General features: G+C 58.7%; 11 protein-coding genes. 8 read left to right on the top strand and 3 right to left on the bottom strand.

Annotated features, from left to right (window positions below; all coding sequences use genetic code 11):
* Nucleotides 1-27: 27 nt before the first annotated feature.
* Both adhE and OKB87_RS02930 read right to left on the bottom strand, forming a co-directional pair.
* On the bottom strand, nucleotides 28-2,691 hold the full coding sequence (gene adhE / locus OKB87_RS02935) for a bifunctional acetaldehyde-CoA/alcohol dehydrogenase (protein WP_016351087.1): 2,664 nt from the start codon (nucleotides 2,689-2,691) through the stop codon (nucleotides 28-30).
* Nucleotides 2,692-2,986: 295 nt separating this feature from the next.
* Nucleotides 2,987-3,619 (bottom strand): 2OG-Fe dioxygenase family protein, encoded by a 633-nt coding sequence (locus tag OKB87_RS02930; RefSeq protein WP_270826410.1) that lies wholly within the window; start codon nucleotides 3,617-3,619, stop codon nucleotides 2,987-2,989.
* A 269-nt stretch (nucleotides 3,620-3,888) separates the two neighbouring features.
* Here OKB87_RS02930 and OKB87_RS02925 point away from each other — a divergent pair, with 269 nt between their 5' ends.
* From OKB87_RS02925 to OKB87_RS02895, 7 genes are all read left to right on the top strand, one after another.
* Nucleotides 3,889-4,524 (top strand): YchE family NAAT transporter, encoded by a 636-nt coding sequence (locus OKB87_RS02925; protein WP_016351085.1) that lies wholly within the window; start codon nucleotides 3,889-3,891, stop codon nucleotides 4,522-4,524.
* A gap of 279 nt (nucleotides 4,525-4,803) precedes the next feature.
* Nucleotides 4,804-6,423: an ABC transporter substrate-binding protein gene (locus OKB87_RS02920; protein WP_011706430.1), complete on the top strand. Its 1,620-nt coding sequence runs from the start codon at nucleotides 4,804-4,806 to the stop codon at nucleotides 6,421-6,423.
* A 97-nt stretch (nucleotides 6,424-6,520) separates the two neighbouring features.
* Entirely contained in the window at nucleotides 6,521-7,441 is a 921-nt protein-coding gene (oppB, locus tag OKB87_RS02915; protein WP_011706429.1) for an oligopeptide ABC transporter permease OppB, read from the top strand.
* A 14-nt stretch (nucleotides 7,442-7,455) separates the two neighbouring features.
* A complete protein-coding gene (gene oppC / locus OKB87_RS02910) occupies nucleotides 7,456-8,367 on the top strand; it encodes an oligopeptide ABC transporter permease OppC (RefSeq protein ID WP_011706428.1) in 912 nt (303 codons plus the stop codon).
* 140 nt (nucleotides 8,368-8,507) lie between these two features.
* Nucleotides 8,508-9,488 carry an ABC transporter ATP-binding protein gene (locus OKB87_RS02905; protein ID WP_270826409.1) on the top strand — a complete coding sequence of 327 codons (981 nt, stop codon included), beginning with the start codon at nucleotides 8,508-8,510 and terminating at the stop codon, nucleotides 9,486-9,488.
* Nucleotides 9,489-10,484 carry a murein tripeptide/oligopeptide ABC transporter ATP binding protein OppF gene (oppF, locus tag OKB87_RS02900; protein ID WP_011706426.1) on the top strand — a complete coding sequence of 332 codons (996 nt, stop codon included), beginning with the start codon at nucleotides 9,489-9,491 and terminating at the stop codon, nucleotides 10,482-10,484.
* 295 nt (nucleotides 10,485-10,779) lie between these two features.
* On the top strand, nucleotides 10,780-11,724 hold the full coding sequence (locus tag OKB87_RS02895; RefSeq protein WP_270826408.1) for a TerC family protein: 945 nt from the start codon (nucleotides 10,780-10,782) through the stop codon (nucleotides 11,722-11,724).
* 56 nt (nucleotides 11,725-11,780) lie between these two features.
* Here the strand turns inward: OKB87_RS02895 and alr are convergent, their stop codons facing one another.
* A complete protein-coding gene (gene alr, locus OKB87_RS02890; RefSeq protein ID WP_011706424.1) occupies nucleotides 11,781-13,007 on the bottom strand; it encodes an alanine racemase in 1,227 nt (408 codons plus the stop codon).
* A 189-nt stretch (nucleotides 13,008-13,196) separates the two neighbouring features.
* Between alr and OKB87_RS02885 the strand changes: the two genes are divergently transcribed.
* Nucleotides 13,197-13,652: a methyltransferase family protein gene (locus tag OKB87_RS02885; RefSeq protein WP_270826407.1), complete on the top strand. Its 456-nt coding sequence runs from the start codon at nucleotides 13,197-13,199 to the stop codon at nucleotides 13,650-13,652.
* Nucleotides 13,653-13,678 lie beyond the last annotated feature (26 nt).

Genomic DNA, 13,678 nt, shown 5'->3' with positions numbered 1-13,678 from the left:
CGCGGGCTCTCGAGTCGGTTCAGCTTATCAGGCTTTGGACTTCTTCTTGCCTTCAACCTTGGCTTCAACCTTGGCCGCTACCTGAGCGTCTTCGGTGAAGGGACGGCCGTAGTAGGTGTCCAGCAGGATGGCTTTCAGCTCGCTGATCAGCGGGTAGCGCGGGTTGGCGCCGGTGCACTGGTCATCGAAGGCTTCTACGGCCAGCTGGTCAACCTTGGCCAGGAAGTCAGCTTCAGACACGCCGGCTTCACGGATGGAGGCCGGGATGCCCAGAGTGGCTTTCAGCTCGTCCAGCCATACCAGCAGCTTCTCGATCTTGGCGGCGGTACGGTCACCGGCGGCAGTCAGACCCAGGTGGTCGGCCACTTCGGCGTAGCGACGGCGAGCCTGCGGACGGTCGTACTGGGAGAACGCAGTCTGCTTGGTCGGGTTGTCGTTGGCGTTGTAGCGGATCACATTGCTGATCAGCAGGGCGTTGGCCAGGCCGTGCGGAATGTGGAACTCAGCACCCAGTTTGTGGGCCATGGAGTGGCACACACCCAAGAAGGCGTTGGCGAACGCGATACCGGCGATGGTGGCAGCGTTGTGCACTTTCTCGCGAGCAACCGGGTCGTTGGCACCGTTCTGGTAGCTGGACGGCAGGTACTCTTTGAGCAGTTTCAGGGCTTGCAGCGCCTGACCGTCGGAGTACTCGTTGGCCAGTACGGAAACGTAGGCTTCCATGGCGTGAGTCACGGCATCGATACCGCCGAAGGCACACAGGGATTTGGGCATGCCCATGACCAGGTTGGCGTCGACGATGGCCATGTTCGGGGTTAGCTCGTAGTCGGCCAGCGGGTATTTCATGCCAGTGGCGTCATCGGTCACGACCGCAAACGGGGTCACTTCAGAACCGGTACCGGAAGTGGTGGTGATACAGACCAGTTCGGCCTTCACGCCCATTTTCGGGAACTTGTAGATACGCTTGCGGATGTCCATGAAGCGCATGGCCAAGTCTTCGAACGCGGTTTCCGGGTGCTCGTACATTACCCACATGATCTTGGCCGCATCCATCGGTGAACCACCGCCCAGCGCGACGATCACGTCCGGCTTGAAGGAGTGGGCCATCTCGGCGCCTTTGCGTACTACAGACAGAGTCGGGTCGGCTTCTACTTCGTAGAACACTTCCACTTCCATCTTCAGGCCCTTGAGCAGACGAACCACTTCGTCGGCGTAGCCGTTGTTGAACAGGAAGCGGTCGGTCACGACCAATGCGCGTTTTTTACCTTCCAGGTCGCCCAGGGCGATCGGCAGGGAACCACGACGGAAGTAGATGGATTTCGGAAGTTTGTGCCACAGCATATTTTCTGCCCGTTTTGCGACTGTCTTCTTGTTGATCAGGTGCTTGGGACCCACGTTTTCGGAGATGGAGTTACCACCCCAGGAACCGCAACCCAGCGTCAAGGACGGTGCGATGGCAAAGTTGTACAGGTCACCGATACCACCCTGGGTGGTCGGGGTGTTGATCAGGATACGGGCTGTCTTCATCTTGTCGCCGAAGTACTTGATGCGGTCGGCATTGCGATCCTGGTCTGTGTACAGACCAGAGGTGTGGCCGATACCACCGAGGTTGACCATGGTGCAGGCCATTTCGACGGCTTCTTCGAAGTTCTTGGCACGGAACATACCCAGGGTCGGGGAGAGCTTCTCGTGAGCAAACTCTTCCTCTTCACACACTTCCAGACCTTCACCGATGAGGATCTTGGTGGTGGGGGGCACGGTCACGCCGGACATTTCGGCGATCTTGGTCGCTGGCTGGCCCACGATGTTGGCGTTCATGGCACCGTTGATCAGGATGACCTTGCGGACCTTGTCAGCTTCTTCTTTGGTCAGCACATAACCGTTGTGAGTCGCGAAACGCTCTTTCACCTGGTCATAGATGGAGTCAACGACGATGACGGCTTGCTCGGAGGCACAGACCACACCGTTGTCGAAGGTTTTGGACATCAGGATGGAGGCGACGGCGCGCTTCACATCGGCAGTTTCGTCGATAACAACAGGCACGTTACCGGCACCTACACCGATGGCAGGCTTGCCAGAGGAGTAAGCGGCTTTCACCATGCCCGGGCCACCGGTGGCCAGGATCAGGTTGATGTCGTTGTGCTTCATCAGGGCGTTGGAGAGTTCAACGGTCGGTTGATCGATCCAGCCGATGATGTCTTTCGGCGCACCGGCGGCAATGGCTGCATCCAGTACCAGCTTGGCAGCGGTATTGGTGGAGTTCTTGGCACGGGGGTGCGGGGAGAAGATGATGGCGTTGCGGGTCTTCAGGGAGATCAGTGATTTGAAGATCGCAGTGGAGGTCGGGTTGGTGGTCGGTACGATACCGCAGATGATACCTACCGGCTCGGCGATGGTGATGGTGCCCATCTCGTCATCTTCACTGAGGATGCCGCAGGTCTTCTCTTCTTTGTACTTGTTGTAGATGTATTCGGAGGCGAAGTGGTTCTTGATAACCTTGTCTTCGATGATACCCATACCGGACTCTTCCACGGCCATCTGGGCCAGGGGGATACGGGCATTGCTGGCGGCCAGGGCGGCGGCACGGAAGATCTTGTCTACCTGCTCTTGCGAGAAGCTGGCGAATTCACGCTGTGCTTCTTTGACGCGGGCGACCAGTGCATCCAGTTCAGCCATATTGGTTACTGCCATGTTTATCTCCTGATGATTTGAAAACTGTTTAGTAAGACGTTGGCAATGCCCGGCAATTATAGATGCCCTGTCAAGAACAGAATCACCACAACGGGGTATTTACATGCCTTACTAAATCGCTTTCTGAGTCGATTATAGAGCGGGGCTGACTCAGAAAAACTTGATCTGGATCATGTGTAACAAAAGAACAAAAGAAATTTTGTTTCACAATACATGTTTGCCAGATGTTGCGCAGTTGTTGAGTGGGCCAGAAGCGGGATGAATGGGGCGTGAACAGGGGCTCACGCACCATTTTTCAAGCAGTTAGCACGACTACGTCCCAGTGTCCCCGGTGCGGACCCTGGGGCAGTATGGGGGCGGCATTGTGATAGAAACGGCGATCATCCAGGATCAGATACTCGCCAGCGTTTAATTGTTGTTGAAAAAATGGTTGTTCTTTTAATCCATGATAGAGCTGCAAGGCGCCGCCGCTGACCCCGTCACTGCCACAAAAGAACACCCCGATGAAATCAAAGCCGTCCTGATGCACGCCTTCCGGGGCGGGCGGCACGCTTTCACCTTCGCCGGTGACGATGCGCATCTGGTGAATGCCGATGGCCTGGCCATCCGCCAGCCGGGTATGGCGGGCAAAGCGGGTCAGCATTAGCTGGAAGGTAGGGTGGGCGACGAAGGCGGGATCCAGCTCGGCATAGGTTCTGGGCACGTCCCCCAAAAACTTGTTGATGGCGGCCGCCTGAAAGAAGACGCCGTTGTCGAGGGGATAAAAGCGGCTGCCCTCTTTTTCAACCCGGCCGTAACGGCGTTCGCGAAAGCGGCCCTGGATATAGGGATCAACCGGCAGCCGGTCGAAGAAGCCCTGCAGGGGGGCGACACTGTCTGCGGGCAGTGAATCCAGATGCCATTGCAACTTGATGTCCGTATCAATCATTACAAAATCCTTTTTTACGAAGATGAAATGTTGCGCCAAAACTCCGTGGCCGCATAAAACTCGAAGTGATTTTATCAGAGTGTTAAATGGCGACAATCTTTATTAACAACTCGATATGTTGAATTTCGTCGTGACATTAGAGGAACTAACTGAAAAGCCACGGAAAGGGTGAGATTATTTGATTGGTGAAGGTTTCGGCCATGGTGTAAATTTACGCACGGTTTATCGGGGTGGCCCGCAGGGCCTCGTTCTACTTCTGGATGGCGCCTATGGCAGCAATTGACGTCTCTTTATATCTGAAGTTTTTCATCGGCTTGTTCGCGATCATCAACCCGCTCGGCCTGTTGCCGGTGTTTGTCAGCCTGACCAGCCATCAAACGCCGGAAGAGCGGATGAAGACCAACACCACCGCCAACATTGCGGTGATGATCATCCTGCTGGTTTCCATGTACATGGGGCAGCTGATCCTCGATGGTTTCGGCATCTCGCTGGCGTCGTTTCGCATTGCCGGCGGCTCGCTCATCACCCTGATCGCCTGGTCCATGCTGCAGGGCAAGCTGGGGGAGGTGAAGCACAACAAGCAGGAGAAAGGGGAGCTCGCCGCGCGGGAATCTGTCGCTGTGGTGCCGCTGGCGCTGCCGCTGATGGCCGGCCCCGGCGCCATCTCTTCCTCTATTGTCTATGCCAGCCAGAGCACCTGGTCCCAGATGCTGGGGATGTCGGTGGTGGTGATGGTGTTTGCCTTCTGCTCCTGGCTCATCTTCCGCGCCGCTCCCCTGCTGTTCAAGGTGATGGGCAACACCGGCATCAACGTGGTCACCCGGATCATGGGTCTCATCATGATGTCGCTTGGCATCGAGATCATGGTGGCGGGGATCAAGGGGGTCTTCCCCGGATTGATGTGATTCAGGTCTGTTTTGTTGGAGCCGGTCCTCGTGACCGGCTTTTTATTGTTTCTTTTTTGTTGGTCATTTCCTAGAATCGAGCGAGTTTGTATAAAAAACGTCCATCGCGCGATATTTAAATTCTGAATAATTGGTTAAAAGCTGCTTTTTTGACCATGAAGTCCAGTCCTGCCTGACAATATCTATTGCATTATCAGAAATGTCAGGGAATTATGCTGGCAGCGGGGTACTTATCCCGTTGATGGAAAATTGCATGGAATGTTCTTGTGGAGTATGGAAATGACTCATAAAAAAACAATGATTAATACCCTCTTGGTGGCAGCACTGTTCGGCGGTGTCAACGCGGCACAAGCCGCCGATGTTCCCGCAGGTACCAAACTGGCTGACGTTCAGCAGCTGGTAAAAGGCAATGGCTCCGAGCCTGCCACTCTCGACCCGCACAAAACCGAAGGAACGGTTGAATCCAATATTCTGCGTGACCTGTTCGAAGGTCTCGTTGCCTCCGGCCCCAAAGGGGAAGTGCTTCCCGCCATGGCCGAGTCCTGGGAAACCAAGGACAACAAACACTTCGTGTTCCACCTGCGCAAAGATGCCAAGTGGTCCAACGGGGATCCCGTGACAGCCCACGATTTCGAGTTCGCCTTCAAGCGGGCCGTGGATCCCAAGACGGCGTCTCCCTACTCCTGGTATCTGGAGATCCCGACCATCGTCAATGCCAGCGAGATCATCGCCGGCAAGAAAGCGGCCGACACCCTGGGCGTGAAGGCCGTGGACGACTATACCTTCGAGGTGCAGCTGGAGAAGGCGGTGCCTTACTTCGTCAGCATGCTCTCCCACACCACCACCTACCCGGTGCCGAAGAAGGTGATCGAGAAGTTCGGTGACAAGTGGACCCAGCCCGGCAACATGGTATCCAACGGTGCCTATGTGCTGAAGGATTGGGTGGTCAACGAGCGCGTCGACGTCGAGCGCAACCCGAACTACTGGAACAACGCCAAGACCGTCATCAACAAGGTGACCTATCTGCCGATCCAGTCCACCAACGCCGAGCTGAACCGCTATCTGGCTGGCGAAGTGGATCTCACCTACAACATGCCCATCGAGCGCTTCAAGCAGATGAAGAAAGAGCTGCCGAACGAGGTGAAGGTGAGCGGCTATGTTGGTACCTACTACTACCAGTACAACTTCAAGCACAAGCCGTTTGATGACGTGCGGGTGCGTACCGCCCTCTCTTATGCCATCGACCGCAATGTGATCGCCGACAAGGTGATGGGCAAGGGCGAGACTCCGGGCTACACCCTGGTGCCTGATTTCGTGGACGGCTTCAAGCCGGTGGCGCCGGCCTGGTCCAAGCTGACCCAGGCAGAGCGTGATGCCAAGGCGAAAGAGCTGCTGACCGAAGCCGGTTTCGGCCCGGGCAAGCCGCTCAAGTTCGAGCTGCTCTACAACACCGACGACAATCACAAGAAGGTGGCGGTCGCCGTGGCCTCCATGTGGAAGAAGCTGGGCGTGCAGGTGAGCCTGGTCAACCAGGAATGGAAAACCTACCTGGAAACCAAGAAACAGGGTCAGTTTGATGTGGGCCGTGCCGGCTGGATCGCCGACTACAACGAAGCCTCTTCCATGCTGGATCTGATGCAGACCACGCACGGCAACAACGACGGCAAATACTCCAACCCGGCGTTTGACAAGCTGATGAACGAGTCGCGCAATCAGGTGGATGCCGATGCCCGCAACAAGCTCTATGTGCAGGCTGAAGAGATCCTGGCCAAGGACATGCCGATCGCTCCCATCTATCAGTACGTGACCTCCCGCATGGTCAAGTCCTACGTGGGCGGCTACCCGGCCAACCCGCTGGACAACCTCTACAGCAAAGACATGTACATCATTGCTCACTGAGTAAAGTAACACGTCGCATAACAAAGCAGGCCCGCCGGATGGCGGGCCTTTATTACAACCGCGACCCTTTGGAAGCAGTACAGGACAGGAATTGTCTATGTTGAAATTCATTTTTAAACGTCTACTGGAAGCGATCCCGACTCTGCTGGTCTTGATCACCGTCTCCTTCTTCATGATGCGTTTCGCGCCGGGCAACCCCTTCACCAGCGAACGCTCCCTGCCGCCGGAAGTACTGGCCAACATCGAAGCCAAATATGGCCTCGACAAGCCCATCGGTGTGCAATACCTCACCTATCTGGGTAACCTTGTCCAGGGCGACCTCGGTCCCTCCTTCAAATACAAGGACTTCACCGTCAACGATCTGGTGAGCCAGGCGCTGCCGGTATCGGCCAAGATTGGCTCCTTCGCCTTTCTGTTCGCGGTGACGCTGGGGGTCACCTTCGGCACCATTGCCGCCTTGAAACAGAATACCGTCATCGACTACCTGTTGATGTCGTCGGCGATGGCCGGGGTGGTGATCCCGGGCTTTGTGCTGGCGCCCTTGCTGGTGTTGCTGTTCAGTATTCATCTCGGCTGGTTCCCGGCCGGTGGCTGGCAGGGCGGCGGGGTGCAATTCATGGTGCTGCCGGTGTTCGGCATGATGATGTACTACATCTCCGCCATCTCGCGGATCATGCGGGGCAGCATGATCGAGACCATGAACTCCAACTTCATCCGCACCGCCCGCGCCAAGGGCTTGCCGCTGCGCCACATCATCCTCAAACACGCGCTGCGTCCGGCCATGCTGCCGGTGGTCTCCTATCTGGGGCCGGCGTTCGTCGGCATCATCACGGGTTCCGTGGTGATCGAGACCATCTTCGGCCTGCCGGGGATTGGCCAGCTGTTCGTCAACGGTGCCCTCAACCGTGATTACTCCATGGTGCTCGGTCTGACCATTCTGGTCGGCGCCCTCACCATCACCTTTAACGCCGTGGTCGATATTCTCTATGCCTTTATCGATCCCAAGATCCGTTACTAAGTCGGGAGTACATCATGGTTGTCACAACTGAAAAACGCGAAGCCGTCGAGGCGTTCGCCCAGCAAGTGGAAGTGGTGGAAGGACGCTCCCTGTGGAAGGATGCCCGTCGCCGTTTCCTGCGCAACAAGGCCGCGCTCACCAGCCTCATCATCCTGACCATCATCGGTCTGGCGGTGATCGTGGGGCCGCATCTGTCCCAATACACCTTCGACGATCCTGACTGGGGCGCCATGCAGGCGGCTCCGGACATGGAAACCGGCCACTGGTTCGGCACCGACAGCCTGGGGCGCGATCTGTTCGTGCGTACCCTGCTCGGCGGGCGCATCTCGCTGATGGTCGGCATCATGGGGGCCATGGTGGCCGTCATCATCGGCACCCTCTACGGTGCAGCCTCCGGCTTCATCGGCGGCCGGGTCGACAGCCTGATGATGCGGGTGCTTGAGATCCTCAACGCCTTCCCCTTCATGTTCTTCGTGATCATGCTGGTGACCTTCTTCGGCCGCAACCTGGCGCTCATCTTCATCGCCATCGGCGCGGTGAGCTGGCTCGACATGGCGCGGATCGTGCGAGGCCAGACCCTGAGCCTCAAGAGCAAGGAGTTCATCGAGGCGGCTCACGTCTGCGGCGTCTCCAAGTGGAAGATCATCACCCGTCACATCGTGCCGAACGTGCTGGGTATCGTGGCGGTCTACGCCACCCTGCTGGTGCCGGGCATGATCATGTTCGAATCCTTCCTGAGCTTCCTGGGGCTGGGCGTACAAGAGCCCATGACCAGCTGGGGCGCTCTGCTGGATGAAGGCTCCAAGTCGATGGAAGTGGCCATCTGGCAACTCCTGTTCCCCGCCGGTTTCATGGTGGTGACCCTGTTTTGTTTCAACTTCCTCGGGGATGGTCTGCGTGACGCCCTCGATCCGAAGGATCGCTGAGAAAGCGGCGAAAGATCGCTGATAGAACGGCGAAGAAGCGCTGAAACAACGCGCCGAGGGGCCGCAGAGTGCGGCTCAATCGGGCGGATGGCGCATCGGATCGACAGGAAAACGTCACGAGAGATCGATAAGGAGTTTTTATGAAATTACTGGATGTAAAAGATCTGCGGGTCGAGTTCAAGACCCCGGACGGCAATGTGGTGGCGGTCAACGACCTCAACTTCTCCCTCGCTGCGGGAGAGACCCTGGGGATCGTCGGTGAGTCCGGTTCGGGCAAATCCCAGACCGCGTTCGCCATCATGGGGCTGCTGGCCAAGAACGGTGTCATCACCGGTTCGGCCAAATTTCAGGGCGACGAGATCCTGAATCTGCCGGAGCACAAGCTCAACAAGATCCGCTCCGAGAAGATCGCCATGATCTTCCAGGACCCCATGACCTCGCTCAACCCCTACATGAAGGTGAAGGATCAGCTGATGGAAGTGCTGATGCTGCACAAGGGCGTCAGCAAGGCCGAAGCGTTCGAAGAGTCGGTGCGCATGCTGGACGCGGTCAAGATCCCGGAAGCGCGCAAGCGGATGGGGATGTATCCCCACGAGTTCTCCGGTGGCATGCGCCAGCGGGTGATGATCGCCATGGCGCTGTTGTGCCGGCCGCAACTGCTGATCGCCGACGAGCCGACCACCGCGCTGGACGTGACCGTGCAGGCCCAGATCATGACCCTGATGAACGAGCTCAAGCGCGAGTTCAATACCGCCATCATCATGATCACCCACGACTTGGGCGTAGTGGCGGGTATCTGCGACAAGGTGCTGGTGATGTATGCCGGCCGTACCATGGAGTACGGCAAGGTCAACGACATCTTCTATCGCCCGAGCCACCCCTATACCGAGGGCTTGTTGCGCGCCATTCCCCGCCTCGACACCGAAGGGGAAGAGCTGCCCACCATCCCGGGCAATCCGCCCAACCTGCTGCGTCTGCCCACCGGCTGCCCCTTCCAGGAGCGCTGCCACCGGGTGAGCGAGATTTGCGGCAAGCAGTCGCCGATCCTTACACCGTTCAACGACGGCCGGGAGCGGGCCTGCCACTGGGTATCGGATGCCATGATCAAGGGAGCGAACTAAATGGGGACTGACAAGAAACTGCTGCTGGAAGTGTCCGACCTCAAGGTCCACTTCAGCATCAAGAGTGACAAGGCCTGGCCCTGGGCCAAACCCTCCGCCCTGAAGGCAGTGGACGGGGTGACCCTGCGCTTGTACGAAGGGGAGACCCTCGGCGTGGTGGGCGAGTCCGGCTGTGGCAAGTCCACCTTTGCCCGGGCGCTGATCGGCCTGGTGCCGGCCACCGACGGCAAGGTTGTGTGGCTGGGCAACGATCTGACCAAGCTCGACCAGAAGGCGCTGCGCGAGAAGCGCAAAGAGATCCAGATGATCTTCCAGGATCCGCTGGCCTCCCTCAACCCGCGCATGACCATCGGCGACATCATCGCCGAGCCGCTCATCACCTTCTATCCCGACCTCTCCCGAGATCAGGTGAAGGAGAAGGTGCGGGCCATGATGAGCAAGGTGGGGCTCTTGCCCAACCTGGTCAACCGCTATCCTCATGAGTTCTCCGGCGGTCAGTGCCAGCGCATCGGCATCGCCCGGGCGCTGATCCTCGAGCCCAAGATGATCATCTGTGACGAGCCGGTGTCGGCGCTGGATGTCTCCATCCAGGCGCAGGTGGTCAACCTGCTCAAGGCTATCCAGAAGGAGATGGGGCTGTCGCTCATCTTCATCGCCCACGACTTGTCGGTGGTCAAGCACATCTCGGATCGGGTGCTGGTGATGTATCTGGGCAATGCGGTGGAGCTGGGGACCCGCAAGGAGATCTTCGCCAACCCCTTGCACCCCTATACCAAGGCGCTGATGTCGGCGGTGCCCATTCCGGATCCGGATCTGGAACGCAGCAAGACCATCCAGATCCTGGAGGGGGATTTGCCATCGCCGATGAACCCGCCGTCAGGCTGCGTGTTCCGTACCCGCTGCCCGGTGGCCGGTCCTGAGTGTGCCAAGACCCGGCCTCAGCTCGAGGGCAACTTCGACCATGCGGTCTCCTGCCTCAAGGCGGATCCGCTCTGAGGATGAGCAGGCAGAACTGGGCGCCCGGGTGGCGCCCTGTTTTTTTGCAGCCGGCATGAAGATGCCTCTTGGCGTTATCTTTTACCGCTGTTACTATCCGCGCAACAAGGGGAGTAACTTCTCGCCGGTTTGTCGTCATTACGGTGCACCCATATCCTGCAGTGCACCCGGCAGCCGGGCAGTTGACGCAAGTTGGCTGTAAGTGAGACCTTGCCGAGAGGCAAGGTGTATCTGCTCCAAACGCAAACCCACTGCCTCCCGGTCGTGGGTTTTGTCGTTTTTGGGAGAAGTGAACATGGGTGAATGGTGGATGTGGGCCGGTTTCTTCAGCATAGTGCTGGTCCTGTTATGGATTGATATCCGCTTTGTCGGCGGTGGCAAGGCGCACAAGGTGTCGCTCAAAGAGGCAGGGATCTGGTCCCTCATCTGGATCAGCGTGGCGCTCCTGTTCAACCTGGCCATCTGGTTCTGGCTGGATCACAGCGCAGGCCGTGAAATTGCCAACCAGAAGGGGCTGGAGTTCCTCACCGGCTACCTCATCGAGAAGGCGCTGGCGGTGGACAACGTCTTCGTCTGGTTGATGCTGTTCGGCTACTTTGCCATTCCGGCCGAGCTGCAGCGCCGGGTCCTGCTGTACGGGGTACTGGGTGCCATCGTGATGCGGGCCGGCATGGTGTTCGCCGGCAGCTGGCTCATTGAGCAGTTCCACTGGATCCTCTACCTGTTTGGCGCCTTCCTGCTGCTGACCGGGGTCAAGATGCTGTGGGCGGCCGACAAGGAGCCGGATCTCGCCAACAACCCGTTGCTGGGCTGGATGCGCCGCCGCTTCAAGGTGACGGAGACGCTGGAGAGGGAGAACTTTTTCGTCTGGCGCGATGGCGTGCGTTACGCCACCCCGCTGCTGCTCATTCTGGTGCTGGTGGAGGTGAGCGATCTCATCTTCGCGGTGGACAGCATCCCGGCCATCTTCGCGGTGACCACGGATCCCTTCATCGTGTTGACCTCCAACATCTTCGCCATCATGGGTCTGCGTGCCATGTACTTCCTGCTGGCGGGCGTTGCCGAGCGTTTTGCCCTGCTCAAGTACGGCCTGGCGCTGATCCTGATGTTCATCGGGGTCAAGATGCTGCTGCTGGATATCTTCAAGATCCCCACCGGCATTGCACTCGGCGTGGTCGCGCTGATCCTACTGGCCTCCATGGGGTTGAGCCTCTGGGTGACTCGCAAGAAAACGGCATAATTGGCAAACAAGCAAAAGGGCTCCCGCGGGAGCCCTTTTTTATGGCAAAGACTGGCTTAGCGCTTGATCTTCTTGGGGTTGGTGTAGCCCCAGATGGTGTACATGTCCGCCAGCAGGGCGCCGTTGTACTCTTCCAGATCCGCCTGTTTCACCTCGGCTTCACCCTGGCGGCCGAACAGCACCACCTCGTCACCGGGTTTCACCCCTTTCAGATCGGTCACGTCCACCATGATGGTGTTCATGGAGGTCTTGCCCACCACCGGCACCTTCTGGCCCTGGATCAGCACATAGGCCTTGTTGCTCAGCGCCCGGCGATAGCCGTCGGAGTAGCCCAGCGGCAGGTTGGCGAGCCAGGAGTCGCGCTTGAGGGTGAAGGTGCGGTCATAACCGACGGTATTGCCGGCCGGGTAGTGGTTGACGGAGGCAACCTGGGTCTTGAACGCCATCACCCGCTTGTACTCGGTGTAGGAGGGGATGGAGTCGCCGTACAGCAGGCCACCCGGGCGCACCATGTCGAAGTAGGCGTCCGGCACTTCCAGGGTGGCGAAGGAGTTGGCGGCGTGGATGGTGATCTTGCTGCGATCCAGCTTGCCCGCTTCCAGCAGCCACTGGGAGTCCAGCTTGAACTGGGCCAGCCCCATCTTGACGTCCTCTTTCTCCTCCACCGGGAAGTGGGTCATGATGCCGACCGGGGTGATCCCCTTGAGCTTGAGCATGGCCAGCGCGTCTTCCTTGGAGTCTGCCAGGCGCAGATCGATGCCGTTGCGGCTCATGCCGGCGGAGTTGAGCGCGATGTGCACCGGGATATTGGTGTGGTGGCGCTGGGCGATGTCGGCGATGCCCTGGGCACTCACCAGGCTGCCGATGAGCTCTTCCATCTTGTAGGGCAGGGCCTGTTCCACTTCGGCCGGGGTGGCGGCACGTACCCGCATCAGACGGCCGGTGAAGCCCTTCTCGCGGGCGACGCGGGCCTCTTCGTTGCTGGCGATGCCGATGCAGGGGATGCCGGCCTTGACCACAGAGGGCACCAGCAGGTCGATGCCGTGGCCGTAAGCGTCGGCCTTCATGATGGCGCAGATCTTCGGCCCTTTGTCGCCGAGACGATCCTTGAGGGTCTGGATGTTGTGCTCGAAGGCGCCGAGATCGACTTCCAGCCAGGCATTGCTGGCGGTCTGCACTTCGCCGTTGCGATGATCGCTGGCCAGCGGCAGGTAAGGGGCCGCGACGGCCTGACCGGCCAGCAGGCCCAGGATCAGGGTGGCCAGCAGTGTCTTCTTGTGCATGGGGTGGTTCCTTTTTTATTGTTTGGGTTGAGGTGCATGACGGTCGTTAGGGGCCGTTTTCACGCAGATGGGATAAAGTGTAGCCAAGACATTGTTATTGTTATGAACTTTGACAATTTTCCAGGGCGCTATTCCCGTCGGGAAGTGTAACGCAAGGTGCCGATCGTGGCACCCTCCAGGAGTCAATAGATGATGAGTCTTGAGTGTCGGGTGCCACCGCTGCTGTTGTTTGGCCTGATCGTGGCGGCCATGCTGGGATGGGGGGGCGTAGCAGAGAGCAATTCTGGCGCCGGTTGGCGGGTAGCTGCTCTGTTGTTGGCGGTGCTGGGTACTGTGTTTGGCTTGGGGGGCGTGCTGCGCTTTCGCCGCCAGGGTACCACGGTGACGCCGCTGCACCCCGAGCAGGCCAGTGCGCTGGTAACGGGCGGGCTCTATCGCCTCAGCCGCAATCCCATGTACCTGGGGCTGCTCTGCTGGACGATGGCACTGGCCTGTTATCTGGGCGGGCTGCTGGTGTGGCTCGGTCCGCTGCTGCTGTGGGGCTGGCTCAGCCGCTGGCAGATAGTGCCGGAGGAGCGGGCGCTGCGGGCCCGCTTTGGCGATGGCTATGCTGATTATTGCCGGCGGGTGAGGCGTTGGTGCTGAGCCTTGCCGTGTCGCCATGAGACATA

The sequence above is a fragment of the Aeromonas sp. Y318-1 genome, from assembly GCF_027706125.1.
Taxonomy (GTDB): Bacteria; Pseudomonadota; Gammaproteobacteria; order Enterobacterales; family Aeromonadaceae; genus Aeromonas; species Aeromonas hydrophila.
The sequence above is the reverse complement of the archived record's forward strand: the minus strand, read 5'-3'. Positions and strand labels throughout refer to the sequence as shown.

Bases quoted from the DNA above. Each gene is read 5' to 3' on its own strand.
- adhE (WP_016351087.1), bottom strand. From the start codon at position 2,691: ATGGCAGTAACCAATATGGCTGAACTGGATGCACTGGTCGCCCGCGTC.
- OKB87_RS02930 (WP_270826410.1), bottom strand. From the start codon at position 3,619: ATGATTGATACGGACATCAAGTTGCAATGGCATCTGGATTCACTGCCC.
- OKB87_RS02925 (WP_016351085.1), top strand. From the start codon at position 3,889: ATGGCAGCAATTGACGTCTCTTTATATCTGAAGTTTTTCATCGGCTTG.
- OKB87_RS02920 (WP_011706430.1), top strand. From the start codon at position 4,804: ATGACTCATAAAAAAACAATGATTAATACCCTCTTGGTGGCAGCACTG.
- oppB (WP_011706429.1), top strand. From the start codon at position 6,521: ATGTTGAAATTCATTTTTAAACGTCTACTGGAAGCGATCCCGACTCTG.
- oppC (WP_011706428.1), top strand. From the start codon at position 7,456: ATGGTTGTCACAACTGAAAAACGCGAAGCCGTCGAGGCGTTCGCCCAG.
- OKB87_RS02905 (WP_270826409.1), top strand. From the start codon at position 8,508: ATGAAATTACTGGATGTAAAAGATCTGCGGGTCGAGTTCAAGACCCCG.
- oppF (WP_011706426.1), top strand. From the start codon at position 9,489: ATGGGGACTGACAAGAAACTGCTGCTGGAAGTGTCCGACCTCAAGGTC.
- OKB87_RS02895 (WP_270826408.1), top strand. From the start codon at position 10,780: ATGGGTGAATGGTGGATGTGGGCCGGTTTCTTCAGCATAGTGCTGGTC.
- alr (WP_011706424.1), bottom strand. From the start codon at position 13,007: ATGCACAAGAAGACACTGCTGGCCACCCTGATCCTGGGCCTGCTGGCC.
- OKB87_RS02885 (WP_270826407.1), top strand. From the start codon at position 13,197: ATGATGAGTCTTGAGTGTCGGGTGCCACCGCTGCTGTTGTTTGGCCTG.